This window comes from Pedobacter sp. MC2016-14 (assembly GCF_020991475.1).
In the GTDB taxonomy this organism is placed as follows: domain Bacteria; phylum Bacteroidota; class Bacteroidia; order Sphingobacteriales; family Sphingobacteriaceae; genus Pedobacter.
The window spans coordinates 700,229-715,770 of record NZ_JAJMPA010000003.1; the positions used below are offsets into that span (position 1 = coordinate 700,229).

At 38.4% G+C, this 15,542-nt stretch carries 16 protein-coding genes; 5 read left to right on the forward strand and 11 right to left on the reverse strand.

The window, feature by feature from the left end; translation table 11 throughout:
* Window positions 1-19: 19 nt before the first annotated feature.
* Window positions 20-202, reverse strand: coding sequence for a hypothetical protein (locus LPB86_RS18455; RefSeq protein ID WP_230692886.1), 183 nt, complete (start codon window positions 200-202; stop codon window positions 20-22).
* A 91-nt stretch (window positions 203-293) separates the two neighbouring features.
* Between LPB86_RS18455 and LPB86_RS18460 the strand changes: the two genes are divergently transcribed.
* The 4 genes from LPB86_RS18460 to LPB86_RS18475 all read left to right on the forward strand — a co-directional run bounded on the left by LPB86_RS18460 (window position 294) and on the right by LPB86_RS18475 (window position 4,412).
* Window positions 294-500 (forward strand): cold-shock protein, encoded by a 207-nt coding sequence (locus LPB86_RS18460; protein ID WP_230692887.1) that lies wholly within the window; start codon window positions 294-296, stop codon window positions 498-500.
* 111 nt (window positions 501-611) lie between these two features.
* A complete protein-coding gene (locus LPB86_RS18465) occupies window positions 612-1,442 on the forward strand; it encodes an NAD(P)H-binding protein (protein WP_230692888.1) in 831 nt (276 codons plus the stop codon).
* 35 nt (window positions 1,443-1,477) lie between these two features.
* On the forward strand, window positions 1,478-2,863 hold the full coding sequence (locus LPB86_RS18470) for an MBL fold metallo-hydrolase (RefSeq protein ID WP_230692889.1): 1,386 nt from the start codon (window positions 1,478-1,480) through the stop codon (window positions 2,861-2,863).
* 217 nt (window positions 2,864-3,080) lie between these two features.
* Window positions 3,081-4,412, forward strand: coding sequence for an OmpA family protein (locus LPB86_RS18475; RefSeq protein WP_230692890.1), 1,332 nt, complete (start codon window positions 3,081-3,083; stop codon window positions 4,410-4,412).
* Window positions 4,413-4,501: 89 nt separating this feature from the next.
* Here LPB86_RS18475 and LPB86_RS18480 read toward each other — a convergent pair whose 3' ends face one another.
* The 9 genes from LPB86_RS18480 to LPB86_RS18520 all read right to left on the reverse strand — a co-directional run bounded on the left by LPB86_RS18480 (window position 4,502) and on the right by LPB86_RS18520 (window position 14,253).
* Window positions 4,502-5,662 (reverse strand): lycopene cyclase family protein, encoded by a 1,161-nt coding sequence (locus LPB86_RS18480; protein ID WP_230692891.1) that lies wholly within the window; start codon window positions 5,660-5,662, stop codon window positions 4,502-4,504.
* A 52-nt stretch (window positions 5,663-5,714) separates the two neighbouring features.
* A complete protein-coding gene (locus LPB86_RS18485) occupies window positions 5,715-6,185 on the reverse strand; it encodes a response regulator (RefSeq protein ID WP_230692892.1) in 471 nt (156 codons plus the stop codon).
* An 8-nt stretch (window positions 6,186-6,193) separates the two neighbouring features.
* Entirely contained in the window at window positions 6,194-7,243 is a 1,050-nt protein-coding gene (locus LPB86_RS18490; RefSeq protein ID WP_230692893.1) for an ATP-binding protein, read from the reverse strand.
* A 183-nt stretch (window positions 7,244-7,426) separates the two neighbouring features.
* Window positions 7,427-8,365 (reverse strand): L-histidine N(alpha)-methyltransferase, encoded by a 939-nt coding sequence (gene egtD / locus LPB86_RS18495; RefSeq protein WP_230692894.1) that lies wholly within the window; start codon window positions 8,363-8,365, stop codon window positions 7,427-7,429.
* 3 nt (window positions 8,366-8,368) lie between these two features.
* Window positions 8,369-9,526 carry an ergothioneine biosynthesis protein EgtB gene (egtB, locus tag LPB86_RS18500; RefSeq protein ID WP_230692895.1) on the reverse strand — a complete coding sequence of 386 codons (1,158 nt, stop codon included), beginning with the start codon at window positions 9,524-9,526 and terminating at the stop codon, window positions 8,369-8,371.
* A 3-nt stretch (window positions 9,527-9,529) separates the two neighbouring features.
* Window positions 9,530-11,095: an ABC transporter permease/substrate-binding protein gene (locus LPB86_RS18505; RefSeq protein WP_230692896.1), complete on the reverse strand. Its 1,566-nt coding sequence runs from the start codon at window positions 11,093-11,095 to the stop codon at window positions 9,530-9,532.
* A gap of 1 nt (window position 11,096) precedes the next feature.
* Window positions 11,097-11,927 (reverse strand): ABC transporter ATP-binding protein, encoded by an 831-nt coding sequence (locus LPB86_RS18510; protein WP_230692897.1) that lies wholly within the window; start codon window positions 11,925-11,927, stop codon window positions 11,097-11,099.
* Window positions 11,920-13,308: a mercuric reductase gene (locus tag LPB86_RS18515; protein WP_230692898.1), complete on the reverse strand. Its 1,389-nt coding sequence runs from the start codon at window positions 13,306-13,308 to the stop codon at window positions 11,920-11,922. The genes LPB86_RS18510 and LPB86_RS18515 overlap by 8 nt, the downstream gene beginning before the upstream one ends.
* 81 nt (window positions 13,309-13,389) lie before the next feature.
* On the reverse strand, window positions 13,390-14,253 hold the full coding sequence (locus LPB86_RS18520; protein ID WP_230692899.1) for an RNA polymerase sigma factor RpoD/SigA: 864 nt from the start codon (window positions 14,251-14,253) through the stop codon (window positions 13,390-13,392).
* Window positions 14,254-14,473: 220 nt separating this feature from the next.
* On the opposite strand from LPB86_RS18520, the gene LPB86_RS18525 reads away from it, so the two are divergent.
* Entirely contained in the window at window positions 14,474-14,941 is a 468-nt protein-coding gene (locus tag LPB86_RS18525; protein ID WP_230692900.1) for an Lrp/AsnC family transcriptional regulator, read from the forward strand.
* Window positions 14,942-15,245: 304 nt separating this feature from the next.
* Here the strand turns inward: LPB86_RS18525 and LPB86_RS18530 are convergent, their stop codons facing one another.
* A complete protein-coding gene (locus tag LPB86_RS18530) occupies window positions 15,246-15,458 on the reverse strand; it encodes a heavy-metal-associated domain-containing protein (protein ID WP_230692901.1) in 213 nt (70 codons plus the stop codon).
* Window positions 15,459-15,542: the final 84 nt, after the last annotated feature.

The following is a 15,542-nucleotide window of genomic DNA, read 5'->3' on the forward strand; positions in this document are numbered from 1 at the left end:
ATGCCAAACTTAAAACTGGCTATTTATCTTCTAACGGGGAATGCCCGATACGCGCGCTGGTATCAGAGTCATCATCCTCACCATCTGGGTTATGGGAGATGCGATCACTGTCCTGATCATAACGAATACGGTTGTCTGAAGAACCATCTGCATCTAATCCCAAATTTTCTGTATCTGGTAGTACTTGCTTTTGCTGTTTCATATTCTATACGTTTAAATACATAACAAATGTTAGGCTTTTAGGTTTTTACCTTTCTATTCATTACTTTCACTGCATATATAGATTACATGATATGAGTACATTAGGAAAAGTTAAATGGTTCAATTCTTCTAAAGGGTTTGGTTTTATCACTCCTGAACAAGGAGGAAAAGATATTTTTGTTCATTTTTCAGCAATTGCAGGAGATGCATTTAAAAATCTCACTGAAGGAGATAGTGTTGAATTTGAATTAAACGAAGGAAAAAAAGGCCCTGAAGCCTCAAATGTTAAGGTTCTTTAATCTGATTGATTTCGCTTAAATGACGCTGGTCATAACAGCTAACATATAGAGGATGTCTTTGCAGGCATCCTCTTTTGTTTATATATAACTAGCTTTTATATTATAATACGGATGGAGACAAAAAAATACACGATTAGCATCCTTGGTTGCGGATGGTACGGACTGGCAATGGGAGGCTGCCTTGTTAAAAATGGTCACACTGTTAAGGGCTCTACAACTTCTGAAAATAAACTGGCCTTACTTGAAAAGGCCGGCATACAGCCTTACCTATTAAACTTAACAGACGATACCGCAACCGTCGCGGCTGACTTTTTTAAATCAGAGCTGCTGATCATAGCCTTGCCTCCAAAAAAGCTAACTACAGAAAAACAGGCTTACGATAAATGCATTGAGAGAATTGCAGCACTGGCCACAGCAGATGATGTTAAGCAAGTTATCTTTATCAGTTCTACTTCTGTTTATAAAGACAGCTGCGATTTGGTGGATGAGTATACGCGACCCCATGCCAGTACCTCCTCAGCAGAAGGAATTTTAGCTGCTGAGCATCTACTTTTCATGAACAACGGTTTTGTTACTACAGTGATCAGATTTGCGGGGCTGGTTGGACCGGAAAGAGCACCCGGTCGTTTTTTTGCCGGTAAAAAAGACATTCCAAATGGAAAAGCGCCTATAAACCTTATTCATTTGGATGATTGCCTTGGTATCACCCTTGCTATCATTGAGCTGTCTGCATTTGGGAATATCTATAATGCTTGTTGCCCGCATCACCCCGAAAAGCAGGATTTTTATACCAGAGCTACTTTAAATATAGGATTGCCTGTTCCTGCTTTTAAAGATGAACTTTTAACCTGGAAAAAAATATCGTCTGTACGTATTTCCGAAAATCTCAATTATCAATGGAAGGTGGGGAATTGGGATGAATGGCTTGAGGCTGAAAAATAATTGATATATTGGGTGGCTTTAGAAGAAGATAATATATGAAGTTAACGATATGGGGCGCAGCTAAACAGGTTACCGGAAGCATGCACCTTTTGCAACTGGAGGGTTATACCATTTTGGTAGATTGTGGATTGGATTATGAAAAGGGCACATATCAAGAAGAAAACCAGTACTTTCCTTTCGATCCGCGTGAGATAGATGTGGTTATTTTAACACATGCACACATTGACCATTCTGGAAATTTACCCACACTGGTGAGACTTGGCTTTAGTGGTCAGATTTTAAGCACCGCAGCCACAGCCGATTTAACCGAGATCCTATTGATGGACTCTGTGAATATCTTTTTGAGCAAACAGCAGAAAAGGTCTAAAGGTAGAAAACACCATAGCGGCCCACTGCCACTTTATGTTTATAAGCACGTTACAGAAACTATGGAGCGCTTTATAACAATAGGCTTTCATAAAGATTTCAAAATAAATACACAGGTATCGGTAACGTTCATTCCTGTTGGTCATTTGCTTGGTGCAGCGGCAGTGGTACTAACCGTAACCGAAAACGGCAGCCAGAAGAAAATTGCTTTTACCGGGGACATTGGCAGAAAGAATTATCCTGTATTAACAGATCCGGAACCTATTCCACAAGTAGATTATTTAGTAACCGAATCTACCTATGGCGGCAGGCTACATTCTAAAGACAGCACCCTGCAGGATAAACTTATTGAAACCATAAATGAAACCTGCATTAAATTTCCGGGGCGGCTGATTATTCCAGCCTTTAGTATAGGAAGGACACAGTCACTTGTATTTGCACTAAATAAGATCTTTAGCACAGGATTACTGCCGCCTGTTAAAGTTTTTGTTGACAGTCCACTGGCCAGTGCCGCAACGGAGGTATACAGAAAGCATCATCAATTGGTGAACGAAGAGGCCAGGGCTTTTTATAACAGGGCTGGTGATGAATTTGAATTTGATGGTCTCTCTTATGTGCATGACAAGAGAGAGAGTATTTCGATTTCTAATTATCATGAACCCTGCATCATCATATCCTCTGCCGGGATGCTTGAAGGAGGGCGGATACAAGACCATTTATATTATAACATCCAGAACTATTATTGCACAATTTTATTTATCGGGTACTGCGCAAAAGGCACACTTGGAAGCCGCCTGTTGCGTGGAGATCCTATTGTGCGATTAAGGAACAGGGACCTGATGGTATATGCAACCATTAAACAAACAGATCTGCTAAGCGGACATGGTGACCATGATGACCTGATCAATAATGCAAAGCATCAGAACCCTAAATTAACCAGGCATATTTTCCTGGTACACGGAGAAGATAAAAGTCTCCAAAGCCTGAGTAAGGCATTTAGCGAATTGGGATATACAGTAAGTATTCCTGAAAAAGGTGAAACTTTTATATTGTAATTTTATTTTTTGAGTTAAATTGTATCAAAAACTATACAGACAAATGCCTTTTTAAGCACAAGTAACTGCATAGAAATAATTTTATGCATACATAATAAAGTGTTGATATATAGCTTATTTAAGAAATAAGGGAATTAAAACCGGCTTTGGCAGGATTATTTCTATTGGGTAGTCAAATCAGTAATAAACGAGCTGATGACATCTAATGAATACAAAAATGAACTTAAAAATTACAAAATCGGCTTTGGTACTGTCCTTAGTAGGACTATCAAGCGCACTGTTTGCTCAGGACTCGGATACAACGAAACGTTTTGATAAAAAAGATTTCCGCACATGGTCAATTGGTTTAAACGGTGGTATGCTTACTCACTACACACCTTTCAACAACAGTAACAATGGTGATTATTACACGCCGAAAGAGAGCTGGGGTTACGGTGGTTACATCAAAAAACAAATTACTCCTGGATTTGGTTTACAGGCTGACTTCTTAGCTGGTAAAGTTGAAGGTATGAGAGCAAACGGTGCTTCTCTTACAACTGCTCAAAGAGATGCTTCTACTTTCTCTACCAGAATTGACTGGTCTGCAGCTTTAAAAGCTAATTTTACAATTGCTAACTTAAGCTTAAACCATAAAAATGGTGTATTTTCACCTTATTTAACTGCTGGTGCCGGTTACATGTCATCTAGTGCTGCTACTAACTTTGTAGGTGGTACTAATGATGGTTTCCAGGAAAACTGGTTTGTACCGGTTGGTGCAGGTTTTAAATTGGGATTATCTAACACGATTAACCTTGATTTTGGTTATGACGTAAACTTCATGAAATCTCATAATTTTGACGGCTTAGTTGGTAATGCTAATGACAGATTCTCTTATGCACACGCTGGTTTAGAGTTTGCACTGGGTAAAAAATCTAGTCCTCAATTGCAAAACTACAGTGCATTGGCTGCTTTACGTGAGCAAACTGCTGCTGAAAGTGCTGAGTTAAGAAGAGCATTATCTACACAAGAAGAAAATGCAAGAAGAGATAGAGAAGCTGCTGCTGCTAAATATGCTCAGGAAATGGGTGATGATGATGGTGATGGTGTAGCTAACAAATTTGACAAATGTCCAGGTACTCCATCAGGAACAGTTGTTGATGGTGCTGGTTGTCCACTAAGAGCTCCTTCTCAAATTATCAGAGAAAAAGTTATTGTAACTGAAGCTGACCGTAAAGTTGTTGGTGAAGCAATTAAAAACTTAGAGTTTGAATTGGGTAAAGCTACAATTAAAGCTAAATCTTATGAAACTTTGAACCGTGTAGCTGCTTTATTGGTTGAGAAAAACTTTAGCCTTAAATTAGCTGGCCACACAGATAACACTGGTTCAATGGCTTTAAACTTACGTTTATCTAAAGACAGAGCAGAAGCTGTTAAAGCTTACTTAGTGTCTCAAGGTGCTAACCCATCAGTAATTGAAGCAACTGGTTACGGTCCAAACCAACCAATTGCTACAAACAAAACTGCTGCTGGTCGTCAGCAAAACAGAAGAGTTGAATTCTCATTGTTCTAAACCTTGTTTAGATCATCCAGATTCAATTCCGGATATAAAAAAAGCCCGCAAAAATTTTGCGGGCTTTTTTTATGACATGTAGGCAATGGTTATCCCCTTAATTTCCTGTAAACCGCAGCAAGGAATGATTTTAAAAATGGAGCTACTCTTAAACTTTTCATGATTTGAAGATCTTCAAAAATAGACGTCTCTGCATCCAGAAAGGAAAAAATGGTTGAAGCAGGTGTGCCTTTAAATAAATCATAAAACAATTGGTGCCCCTGATAACGGTTTCCATCTAAAACATTTAGCAAGGTGCTATCATACAATTGTTGTTTTAAAGCTATTGTTTCTGCACCGAAACTGGCATGGCCGTGTTGTTTCAAACTATGAAGTATTTTTGAGATTGTTTTTTGTGTATTGATGAAAGTATATCCTGTGCTGGCTCTTGTATCACCTCCTGCAGTACCGATATTTACAATAGAGCCATCAAAACGATTAAACATATGATCTGTCATTGGGATAGCACCAAATTCCTCTTCAATAACTTTATATTGGGTTATATTTAATTCGTCATTTATATAGGTCTCAATTTTTGCGTCATACTCAGCTGGCCTTAACAAAGATTTAGAAAAAATGGTATACTCCACAAAAATTACAGATTCACTAAGCGGCAGGGTATAAAAAAAGGTTGTTCCATGCTCCTGACTGGTTCTAAAGTCCATTAAATGAGCGGCACGTAGGCGTGTAGGTTCGTTTAATTGTATAATAACCCCTTTAAAATGCTGTAAAAAATACTGACTGTGCGAATGTAAAACTGGTTTCTGGTAAATAGAATTAAATAAAAATTCACCTGCAAACTGATAGCGCGCGGTATGCAGAAAACTTTGCTGGTCTTTGTGATACCATGATCTAACTTCATCCAGGTAAAAGGAAACGTTGGGGAAGGTTTTTAAGTAAGCAAGTACAAAATTATAAAAATCAAGACTACGAATGGTACAATAAGTATAGGGAGCAGCGTCAAGATGTAATTGCTTTCCAGAATTGGAATAGAACAAAAGATCATTCCAACTATGGGATATGATTTCATCAAAATCTGTCTGCTCTTTTTTCCAGAACGACCAGGTTTTGTCGTTATTTTGCTTTGAATGTTTATCTACAACAACAATATGTTTATCATGCCATAAGCCCTCCTTTAAGGCACGATAAAGCAGGCTTAAGCCTGCCATTCCCCCACCGGAAATAATGATATCACACTTGATGTTTTCCATTGCATTTAAGTACTGAACCCAAATCTATGGAAACTATATGGGTAATTTTTGATTATGTTAATACTTCAAAATATTCACTGGCAATTTTATTAAAAATCTGCCTTGTGAGTGGCTTATGCATAAAGGTTACAATTTCTTTATTCTGCATAGCTAATGCTTCATCGTCTGGATTAGTCGAGGTAGTTAGCATGATTACTTTGATTTCTTCTTTCTGACGTTGATCCAGCGTCCCATACTCCTGCATAAAATCCCATCCACTCATGCCAGGCATATTGATATCTAAAAAGATCAATCCAGGTCTGGGAGCATCCATTTCGATGTTTTCATACTTTCCGGAAGAGGTTAAAAATTCTAAAGCCTCCCTGGCAGATGTGATGGATTTTACATCCACATCTATGTTTGATGTAGAAAGTATCTTTCGATGTATAAAGTTGGTCGGCACATCGTCATCAATTAATAAAACACAATTAAGGCCTTTATATTTAATTATCGGTTGTATATCTTCGCTTTTATCAGCTTTCATTATGGGGATTATTTGTTTAAGGTGAAACAAAAAGTACTGCCTTGCTGAAGGGTTGATTCTACATAAATCTCACCATCATGAAGCTCTACAATTTTTTTGCAATGTGCAAGGCCTATTCCGTTGCCTTCATATTCTGACCTATGGTTTAAACGCTGAAAAATAACAAATATTTTCTCTTTATAGCGTTCGTCCAGGCCTATTCCGTTGTCTCTAACTAAAAATTTCCAACCCTGCTCCTGCTTTTCAGCGGATATTTCTATTTCTGGAATGCTACCAGGCTTTCTAAATTTTATAGCATTACTGATTAGATTTTGAAAAAGTTGTCTGATTTGGGTTTCATTCCCATTTACTACCGGCAAATTATTAAAATAAATGTTAGCACCGCTTTTTTGAATACTGGAATGCAAATCATTTTTAACCTGTTCTACCAAAATTTCGCAATCTACAGTACTAATCCTGCTCACACCGATCCTGGAGTAATCCAGCAATCCTTTAATGAGTTCTTTCATCCGCTCAGCAGATTGAGAGATATAGCTAAGATAAAGCAGCCCATCGTTATCCAGGCTTCCAGAATATTCTTCTTTTAATAAATCAATAAAATTGGTTACGGTTAACAAGGGCTCTTGTAAATCATGAGAAGCGATGTAGACAAACTGCTCTAATTGCTTGTTATAAGCAGCTAATTCTCTGGCATAGTTCCGTATTGCCCTGTCTTTCCTCATTTTTTCAGTGAGGTCCCGGGTAACTTTAGAAAATCCAAGTACATTTTTATTTTCATCGTACATGGCTTTAATGAGGATGCTGCCCCAAAAACGGTGTCCGTCTTTTTTTACCCGCCAGCCTTCATCTGATGCTTTACCAAGTTTTACGGCTGCCTGAAGCAGGGATTCGGGCTTTCCATTCAGCAAATCTTCCTCCGTATAGAAGATTCTGAAATTTTTACCAATAACTTCGGCTGAGCTATATCCTTTGATGTTTTCTGCTCCTTTGTTCCAGTCTACAATGTTCCCCTCTTTATCTAAAAATAAAATAGCATAATCTTCTATTTCATCTAGCATATTAAGGAGTTCCGTTTGATCTTTACCGAAGTGCATTTATAACATCTATATTAAGTTGATAGGTTAAGGCCATTTTCAAAATACGAGCCAATTAAAAAAGCGGCTTGATTTGGCTTTAATATGGCCCTTTCTAATAAATCGAGCAATTATTTCTCATATTGTGGAGTAAACAAATTCCCATGTTTACACACCTGACCACACGGTATCGAGAAACCATTTTTTTGAATCATAGAAATGTGCAATCGGTTTAAAACCTGCCGCTCTTGCAATAGCATCGGTTTCTTCGACACTATATTTTTGAGAGATTTCCATATCAATATATTCATTTTCTTTGAAATGAAAGGTATGGTCTGAGATATTTACTACCTGATCCGTCAAACTGATCAGGTAGCTTCTGCATGCACCGGTAGAGGGATCGTAGGATGGATAATGTTCAAACTGGCTAAGGATAAAATTTCCCTTTAGTTCGCGGTTGATTCTTTTAAGCAGGTTAAGGTTAAAATCACGGGTGTATCCCGCTGCATCATTATACGCTGCACGGATGACGCGCGGATGCTTTTTTAGATCGAAACCAATCAGTAGCAAGTCGTCTGGTTTTAGCAGGGTACGTAACCTTTTACAAAAATCCAGGGCTTCATCAGGTTTAAAGTTACCGATGTTACCTCCCAGAAAGAGCACTACCTTTTTACGTGAAGATATTGCATAGGCTTTTTGGAGCATTTCAAAATATTCTCCGTTTAAACCTGTTACTTTAAGTCCTGGTATGGCATTGGGAAGATTTTTTTCCAGGTAATTGACCATACTAGAAGAGATGTCTATAGGCATGTAGGTGAAATCTGCACCTTGTTCATGAAGCTCAGCAAGCAGATAACTGGATTTTGTGGCGTCCCCCGCTCCGAGCTCAACCAAATCAAATTCAGCAAAGCCATTTTTTAATGTTAATGCAAGCTCCTTTGTACGCGTTTTGAAAATTTCCATTTCACAATTCGTGGGGTAATATTCTACACTACCCATAATCTGCTGAAAGAGCTTATCTCCTGCTTCATCATAAAAATATTTGGAGTTCAAGCTTTTTGGGCTTTGATTCAGGTCTCGTAAAACCTCTTTTAAAAATTGTTCCATGGTTTATTTTGCAAGCCTGATTCCGCTAAACATCCACCTTAATTGAGGGTGAAAAAAATTTCTGTAGGTTGACCGACTGTGGTTTAATGAGCTGGCAACTGATGCGCCCCGAAGTACCTTTTGGTTAACCATAAATTTGCCATTGTACTCTCCTAATGCTCCTGCGGCCTTCGAAAATCCAGGATATGGAAGATATGCACTTTCGGTCCACTCCCATAAGTTACCCCATTGTAATTGAGCAGCCGCAACTTCCCATTCAAATTCTGTTGGCAAGCGCATTCCCTTCCATTGTGCAAAGGCTGCAGCTTCATAATAACTTATATGGTTTACCGGTTTCGCAGCTGCTATTGGCCGTAATCCTGAAAGGGTGTAGCTATACCAACAATCTTCTATTTTATACCAATACATTGGTGACTGTATCAGATTTTCATTAACCCAATCCCATCCTTCGGCATGCCATAAATTGAAGTTGCTATAACCTCCATCTTGTATAAAATCAAGATATTCTGAATTACTGACCAGCTTTGTGGATATACTAAAATCCTGAATATACGTTTTATGCCTGCCCAATTCATTATCAAAATGAAAGCCTGAACCATTAAAACCTATTTCATAAACACCTTCGCTAATATCAATCCAATGTTCTGTATTGGCAGTGGTATCAGCTAAATTTTGATCTATTGTTTCAGTACTGTAAGCAGGGAAAAGGGGATTATGTCCTAAAATATATTTAATATCATACCACAACAGTTCTTGATGTTGCTCTTCATGATTTAAGCCTAATTGCATTAACGCTTCGATTTCAGCATTTGGGCTTGTGCTTAAAAAGCCTTCCATCGCTTCATCTACATAAGCCCTATATAAAAATACTTCATCTACAGTAGGCCGACTTAGGTTGCCACGATCTGTACGAATTACTCTAGCCCCAATATTTTCATAATAACTATTGAAAACATAATTGTATTCTATGTTATAGGGAACGTATGCTGCAGCATGAGGGATCAGGATAAATGTTTCAAAAAACCATGTTGTATGCCCTAAATGCCATTTTGGTGGACTTACATCTACTATGGGTTGCACCACATAATCTTCCTTTTGCAATTTCGAACAAATCAGTACGCTATGCGCCCTGACTTTGGCATACTGCTTCCAAAGTGACATGCTTTATTTAGTTAAATGTTTGGTTAAATCTGTTATGCTATTGATCTGCAAAGTTTGTGCCTGTTCTCGTCTCATCATCAATGCATAGGTATTGTTAAAACCTATCGGCTTAAGCCACTTCACATTAAATTTCTGTTTAAATTCTGTGCTTACATATTCATAAACAGCAGCTGGATCTGCATTTAATTTTTGGATGACAGATTGCGCTGGTTTTAGCAATACCAGGAAGCCTGTTCCTGTATATTCCGGATAAAAATCAATCTCATTATTAATTAAAGCATCAAAACAAATTTTAGTACCCCCCAAGCCTGTTTTGGTTGCAACGTTTAGATCTGTATTGCCCATGATGAGTATTTTATACATTTGGGCGAGAATGTACTGTTCGCCGAATATCTTTGAGCCAATCCGGATGGTACCTTTGTTTTTTTTACCAGCAGGTTTGAATAGCTTTTTTGCGACGATGAAATCCATTGCTACTTTTTCTGGACTCTGTTTGAGATGATCTACTTTATAATTGAGTACTGTCATCAGGGAATCATTGATCGTTCCGGACAATTGGTTTAGTACCGATTCCAGCTCGGGATATCGATAAAGTACTTCTTGTCTGATAATGGGCGCCGCATAATAAGGCGGAAAAATATGTTGGTCGTCTTTAAGGGTGACAAGATCATAAGCCTTTAAACGTCCATCAGTACTGTAACCGCTAATGATATCAAGTTTACCTTCATAAGCAGCTTTGTACATAACTGCATCGCTAATCACAACTGTTTCTATTCCTAACCTGTATACTTCTTTTAAACCAAGGTACCCATCTTTACGCCCCATAAACTCTGGTGTAAAGCCTGCCAGCATACGATTGCCGATTTGAACGGGAAGTAGATAAAAGGAAGTGGACAACACGATAATAAATGGAGCGAGGAGGTATATGAGCTTAAAGGATTTAAGATTGATTTTTTGAACAAACGAAAGTAAAAGGTCCAACAAAATGGCCAGTAAAGCCGCTGGGATTGCGCCGGCGAGAATCATATTTGAATTGTTTAGCGCTATGCCTCCAAAAATGAATTCGCCCAAACCACCTGCTGCTATATAAGCTGCTAGTGTAGCCACGCCAACGTTAATGACAGTTGCAGTACGTATTCCAGCCATAAGAACTGGAAAAGCAAGTGGCAACTCAACTTTAACCAGAATTTGCCAGGTATTCATTCCCATCCCCTTTGCAGCTTCTTTAACTGCGGGATCTACTTCGGTAATGCCTGTATAGGTATTACGGATAATGGGCAGAAGGGCATACAGGAAAAGCGCAAGTATAGCAGGCTTTGGTCCTATTCCCAACAGGGGTATCATGACGCCTAATAAGGCGATACTGGGTATAGTTTGTAAAACTCCAGCAATACCAAGTACTATGCCTGAAGTTTTAGGTTTTCTTGCGATGAGAATACCCAAAGGCACTGCAACAAGAATAGCCGCCAGTAAAGAAATTAATGTTAGGCTAAGATGGCTGAGCGTTTGGCTTAGTAACTTATCAGATTGCTGGGCAATAAACGTGAAAAAGCTTTGGGATTGATCCATATTATTTTTGGTAGGTCAACATTGCATTTCTGAGCTCCTCAGCTGTCCAACCCAACATGGCATCCCATACTGAGCGCTCATCGGTAAGTTCCAAAGTTTTTAATTCCAGTTGCATGCGCTGCTCTTTAAGGAACTCTGTAACGAATTCATTTTGAGGGTTAAACAACAATTGCCGGGGCGTACCAACCTGCATCACTTTTCCTTTGTCCATCAGGCAAATTACATCGCCAAGTTCAAAGGCTTCCTGAACATCGTGGGTAACCATAATAATCGTTTTTTTAACAAGTTCGTCCAGTTGTTTAAATTCCTTCCGGATATTTATCCTGGTAATGTTATCTAACGCACCAAAGGGCTCGTCCATTAGCAATACAGATGGGCTGGTCATTAATGCTCTGGCTAATCCTACACGCTGCTGCTGACCGCCGCTCAATGATCCCGGATATTGATTGAGCAGGGCAATCTCCAGTTTAAGTTTTTCAAAAAGCTCTAATGTTCGCCGGCGAATACGTTTACTATCCCATTTTAAGAGTTGAGGAACGATGGCCACATTCTCGGCAATGGTGTAGTGAGGAAAAAGTCCATGGTTTTGCAATACATAACCAATTCCCCTTCGAAGTACTTCTGGCTGCTGCAGGTTAATGTTCTCGTTGTTCAAATAAACAGCCCCTTCATCAGGTTCTATTAAACGATTGATCATGCGGAGTGTGGTGGTTTTTCCGCAACCGCTGGTACCCAGAAGCATTAAATTTTGTCCTTCCTGAATTTCGAAGCTGAGCTGATCTACAACAGTGGTTCCATTATATCTTTTTACAAGATTTTCTACTTTAATCATGAATGGACATAAAAAGATTATTTAAAGATTCTGCATATAATGGATGTGCGATGATGGCGAAGCGAATTTGATCGTATGTAATTTTCCCCATCATAGCCATCTGTAAAACAGTCATGATCTCTCCCCCTTCTTCACCAATAATTGCAGCGCCTAAAATTTGCTTCGACTTGCGATCTACTACAGCTTTCATCAAGCCTCTTGTTTCTGCAGTTTCAATAGCCCGGGCGACATTTTTCATTGGGATCTTTGCAACCATATAATCTATCCCCTGCTCCTTCGCTTCTCTTTCTGTAATGCCAATTCGGCCCAACTGAGGATCGGTAAACATACAGTAAGGAACCATGCGATCCAATGTATCTAATTTTTCTCCTTTAGCCAATAAGTTATTGGTAACAATTACATAATCATTGTAGGCGATATGGGTAAAGGAAGGACCTCCTTTAACGTCGCCCAGTGCATATACATTTTTTGCTTTTGTTTCCAGATATTCGTTCACCTTAATATACCCACGTTCATCACATTCGATACTGGTGTTTTCGAGGCCTAGTTTTTTTGTTTGAGGGGCCCTTCCTGAGGCTAATAAGATATGGCTACAGGTATATTGACGGCTTTTATTTTCAATTTCAACGTCTGCAATAATATTTCCAGTTGATGATTTAGATAACCTTTTGACTTTTGCAGCAGTAACAACTTCGATTCCATCTTCCTTAAATATTTCTGACATGGCAACACAGACATCATCATCTTCTTTAGGCATTAGCAATGGTGACTTTTCCAGCAAAGTCACTTGAGCACCAAAACGCTTAAACATTTGCCCAAATTCTAAGCCGATATAGCCTCCGCCAATGATCAGCAGGTGCTCTGGTATTTCAGTTAGCTCCATGATACTGGTAGAAGTCAAATAATCCACGTCATTAATCCCTTCAATTTCGGGAATTACTGGGCTTGAACCAGTATTTATAAAGATTTTTTTAGCAGTATAGTTACCAAAGTTTCCATCGTGTTCGTTAATGTAAACCGTATGATCATCTACAAACTTAGCTTCACCGTATAATAGGTTAAGATTTTCTGTTTTCTCTATGCCTTTTTCAGATCCGCCACGAAACAGTGATATAATCTTATCTTTTCGTTGGATGATAGCTTCGAAATTGACTTTATAGGAGGGGATTTCAATTCCCAAATCATCGCTTCTTTTAGCCAAATAAGCCATTCTTGCCGAAGCTATCATTGCTTTTGTAGGGGTACATCCATCATTAATACAGGTACCACCTACCGCTCTTTTTTCTACGAGTAAGGTTTTTAAACCAGCAGCAGCCATTTTTTTTGCAAGTGGCACACCTGCCTGGCCAGCGCCAATTACTATTGCATCGTAATCTCTCATTTATTAACGGTTAAATGTTATGTGCTTTAAACCTAACAAATATCAACCCAAATTTAAGATTACATTTGGCTTTATCAATTGCTACATGGCATAATCTGCAGCTACCATGTTACTTTTAACTTTTACCCTTAGCAATTTCAGTCCCTGATCTTTAATTTGCCTTACGCGTTCCCGGCCCAGGTTATACCTCTCGGCAATGTCATCCAGGCTAAGCGCAGGATGATCATAAAGCCCGTAGAACAAAGTAATGATTTCTTGCGCCCGGATGGGTAAGGCCTGTAGCAACCTGCCCAGCTCATCGTTCCTGGAGTCTGTCATCAAAGAAGCATCAGGTTCGGGTTCTCCAGCTTGCTCAAGCACATCCATTAAGGTAAAGCCATCTTCACTACTTTGCATATCCAGCGAGTAAGACATTGGTGCATTCCACAAATGATCATTGATCTTTTCTTCTGTCATATCTACCAGCTCACTGAGTTCAGCTAGTGTTGGCTCACGCTCCAGCTGCTGTTCCAATTCGGAACTACACTTTTTAATACGCATAATGCCTGCTATCTGATTGGCAGGCAACCGCACCACTCTATTGTGTTCTGATATGGCCTGCATTATATTTTGACGAATCCACCATACTGCAAAAGAAATGAACTTAAAGCCTTTTGTATCATCAAACCTACCTGCCGCTTTGATGAGCCCCAGATTTCCCTCATTGATTAAATCTGCCAAGGCTAAACCGCGGTTCTGATATTTTTTAGCGACCGACACTACGAATCTCAAATTTGTTTTAACCAACTTGTCCATTGCAGACTGATCGCCCATTTTTATTTTACGGGCAAGGTTAATTTCTTCTTCTGCGCTTAAAAGTTCAATTTTAGCAATGTCTGCAAGGTATTTTTCTATCGAATCGGAATTGCGATTGGTAATAGATTGTGAAATTTTTAAAGCTCTCATATGCTTATTTGGTTAGATTAGGAGACGCATAAAGATCAGTGGTTTTATTAATTATTATCTGATAACACTCAAAAAACAGATAATAAATCTTTTTTACATAGATAGCTTAGGATATATTATCTTTATAGGCATATATTTTTATTGGCAAACCGAATAAAATTCTAAAGTAAAAAATTAAATCTCAGCCCAGATTAGTAACGATTTACGTAAAAACCTCACTATGGACAAATATGTTTTAGATACCACTGACATTGCGATACTTAATCTTTTACAGAAAGATGCGCATTTGACCAATAAAGAACTGGCACATAAACTTAAAAAATCTCCCACGCCAATTTATGACCGCGTAAGACGATTGGAAGATCTAAAGTATATTAAAAGATATGTAGCTATCATTGACCATACGAGAGTTGGAGAATACATGACTGCTTATTTACAGGTGCAAATAAAGGAGCACTCAAAAGATGCTTTGGTTTCTTTTCTACATGAAATAAATTCTTTTACTGAGGTAATGGAATGCTACCACACCACAGGAGCATTTGATTTTATTTTAAAGGTTGTAACACCAAACATGAACAAGTACAATGATTTTTTACTGCAGAAACTGGGTAGCTTACCTAATATTGGAACTTTACAAAGTTCGGTAGTGATTTCTAACGGCAAACATGAGACGGCTTTCCCGCTATAAAAAGAAACAGGGATACGTTTTGACGGCATCCCTGTTATTAGATGGTTTATCCACCACAGATAAACCTAAACCAAACAAACTATATATAAAACGCAGTCTGCGACAAAAAGTTTTATAAATTTTAAAATATTTAAAAATATCTCACAAAAAACACATTATCAGATAGATAATTTTTAACATTCCAATGGTTAATTGATCTTAAGGGTATGCGTTTGGCCTATTAAAGGATTAGATAAAGATCAACCCATATTTTGATAAGACGAAGATGTTATATAGGTGCCAACGCATGCAGGAGGCGTGATCTTTAAATTTCTTCAGCTTTGTAACCTGCTTTTTCAAGGATTTGAATAACCTGGTTAGCTTCAAGTTGCCCGCTGGAAGTTATTGTTAAAATTTTATTGGGATCATGAACATCTGCATTCCATGATTCAATGCCAGCTAGACTATCTAAATAGGGTGTAACTGTAGTTATGCATCCTGCACATTTAATATTTGTTTTAAATTTTAAGGTTTCCATATGTGATAAAGCATTTAAACTTTTTATGCTTACAAAGATAAATGGGATGTCATTACCGATTTACATAGATTTGTTATAATGCAA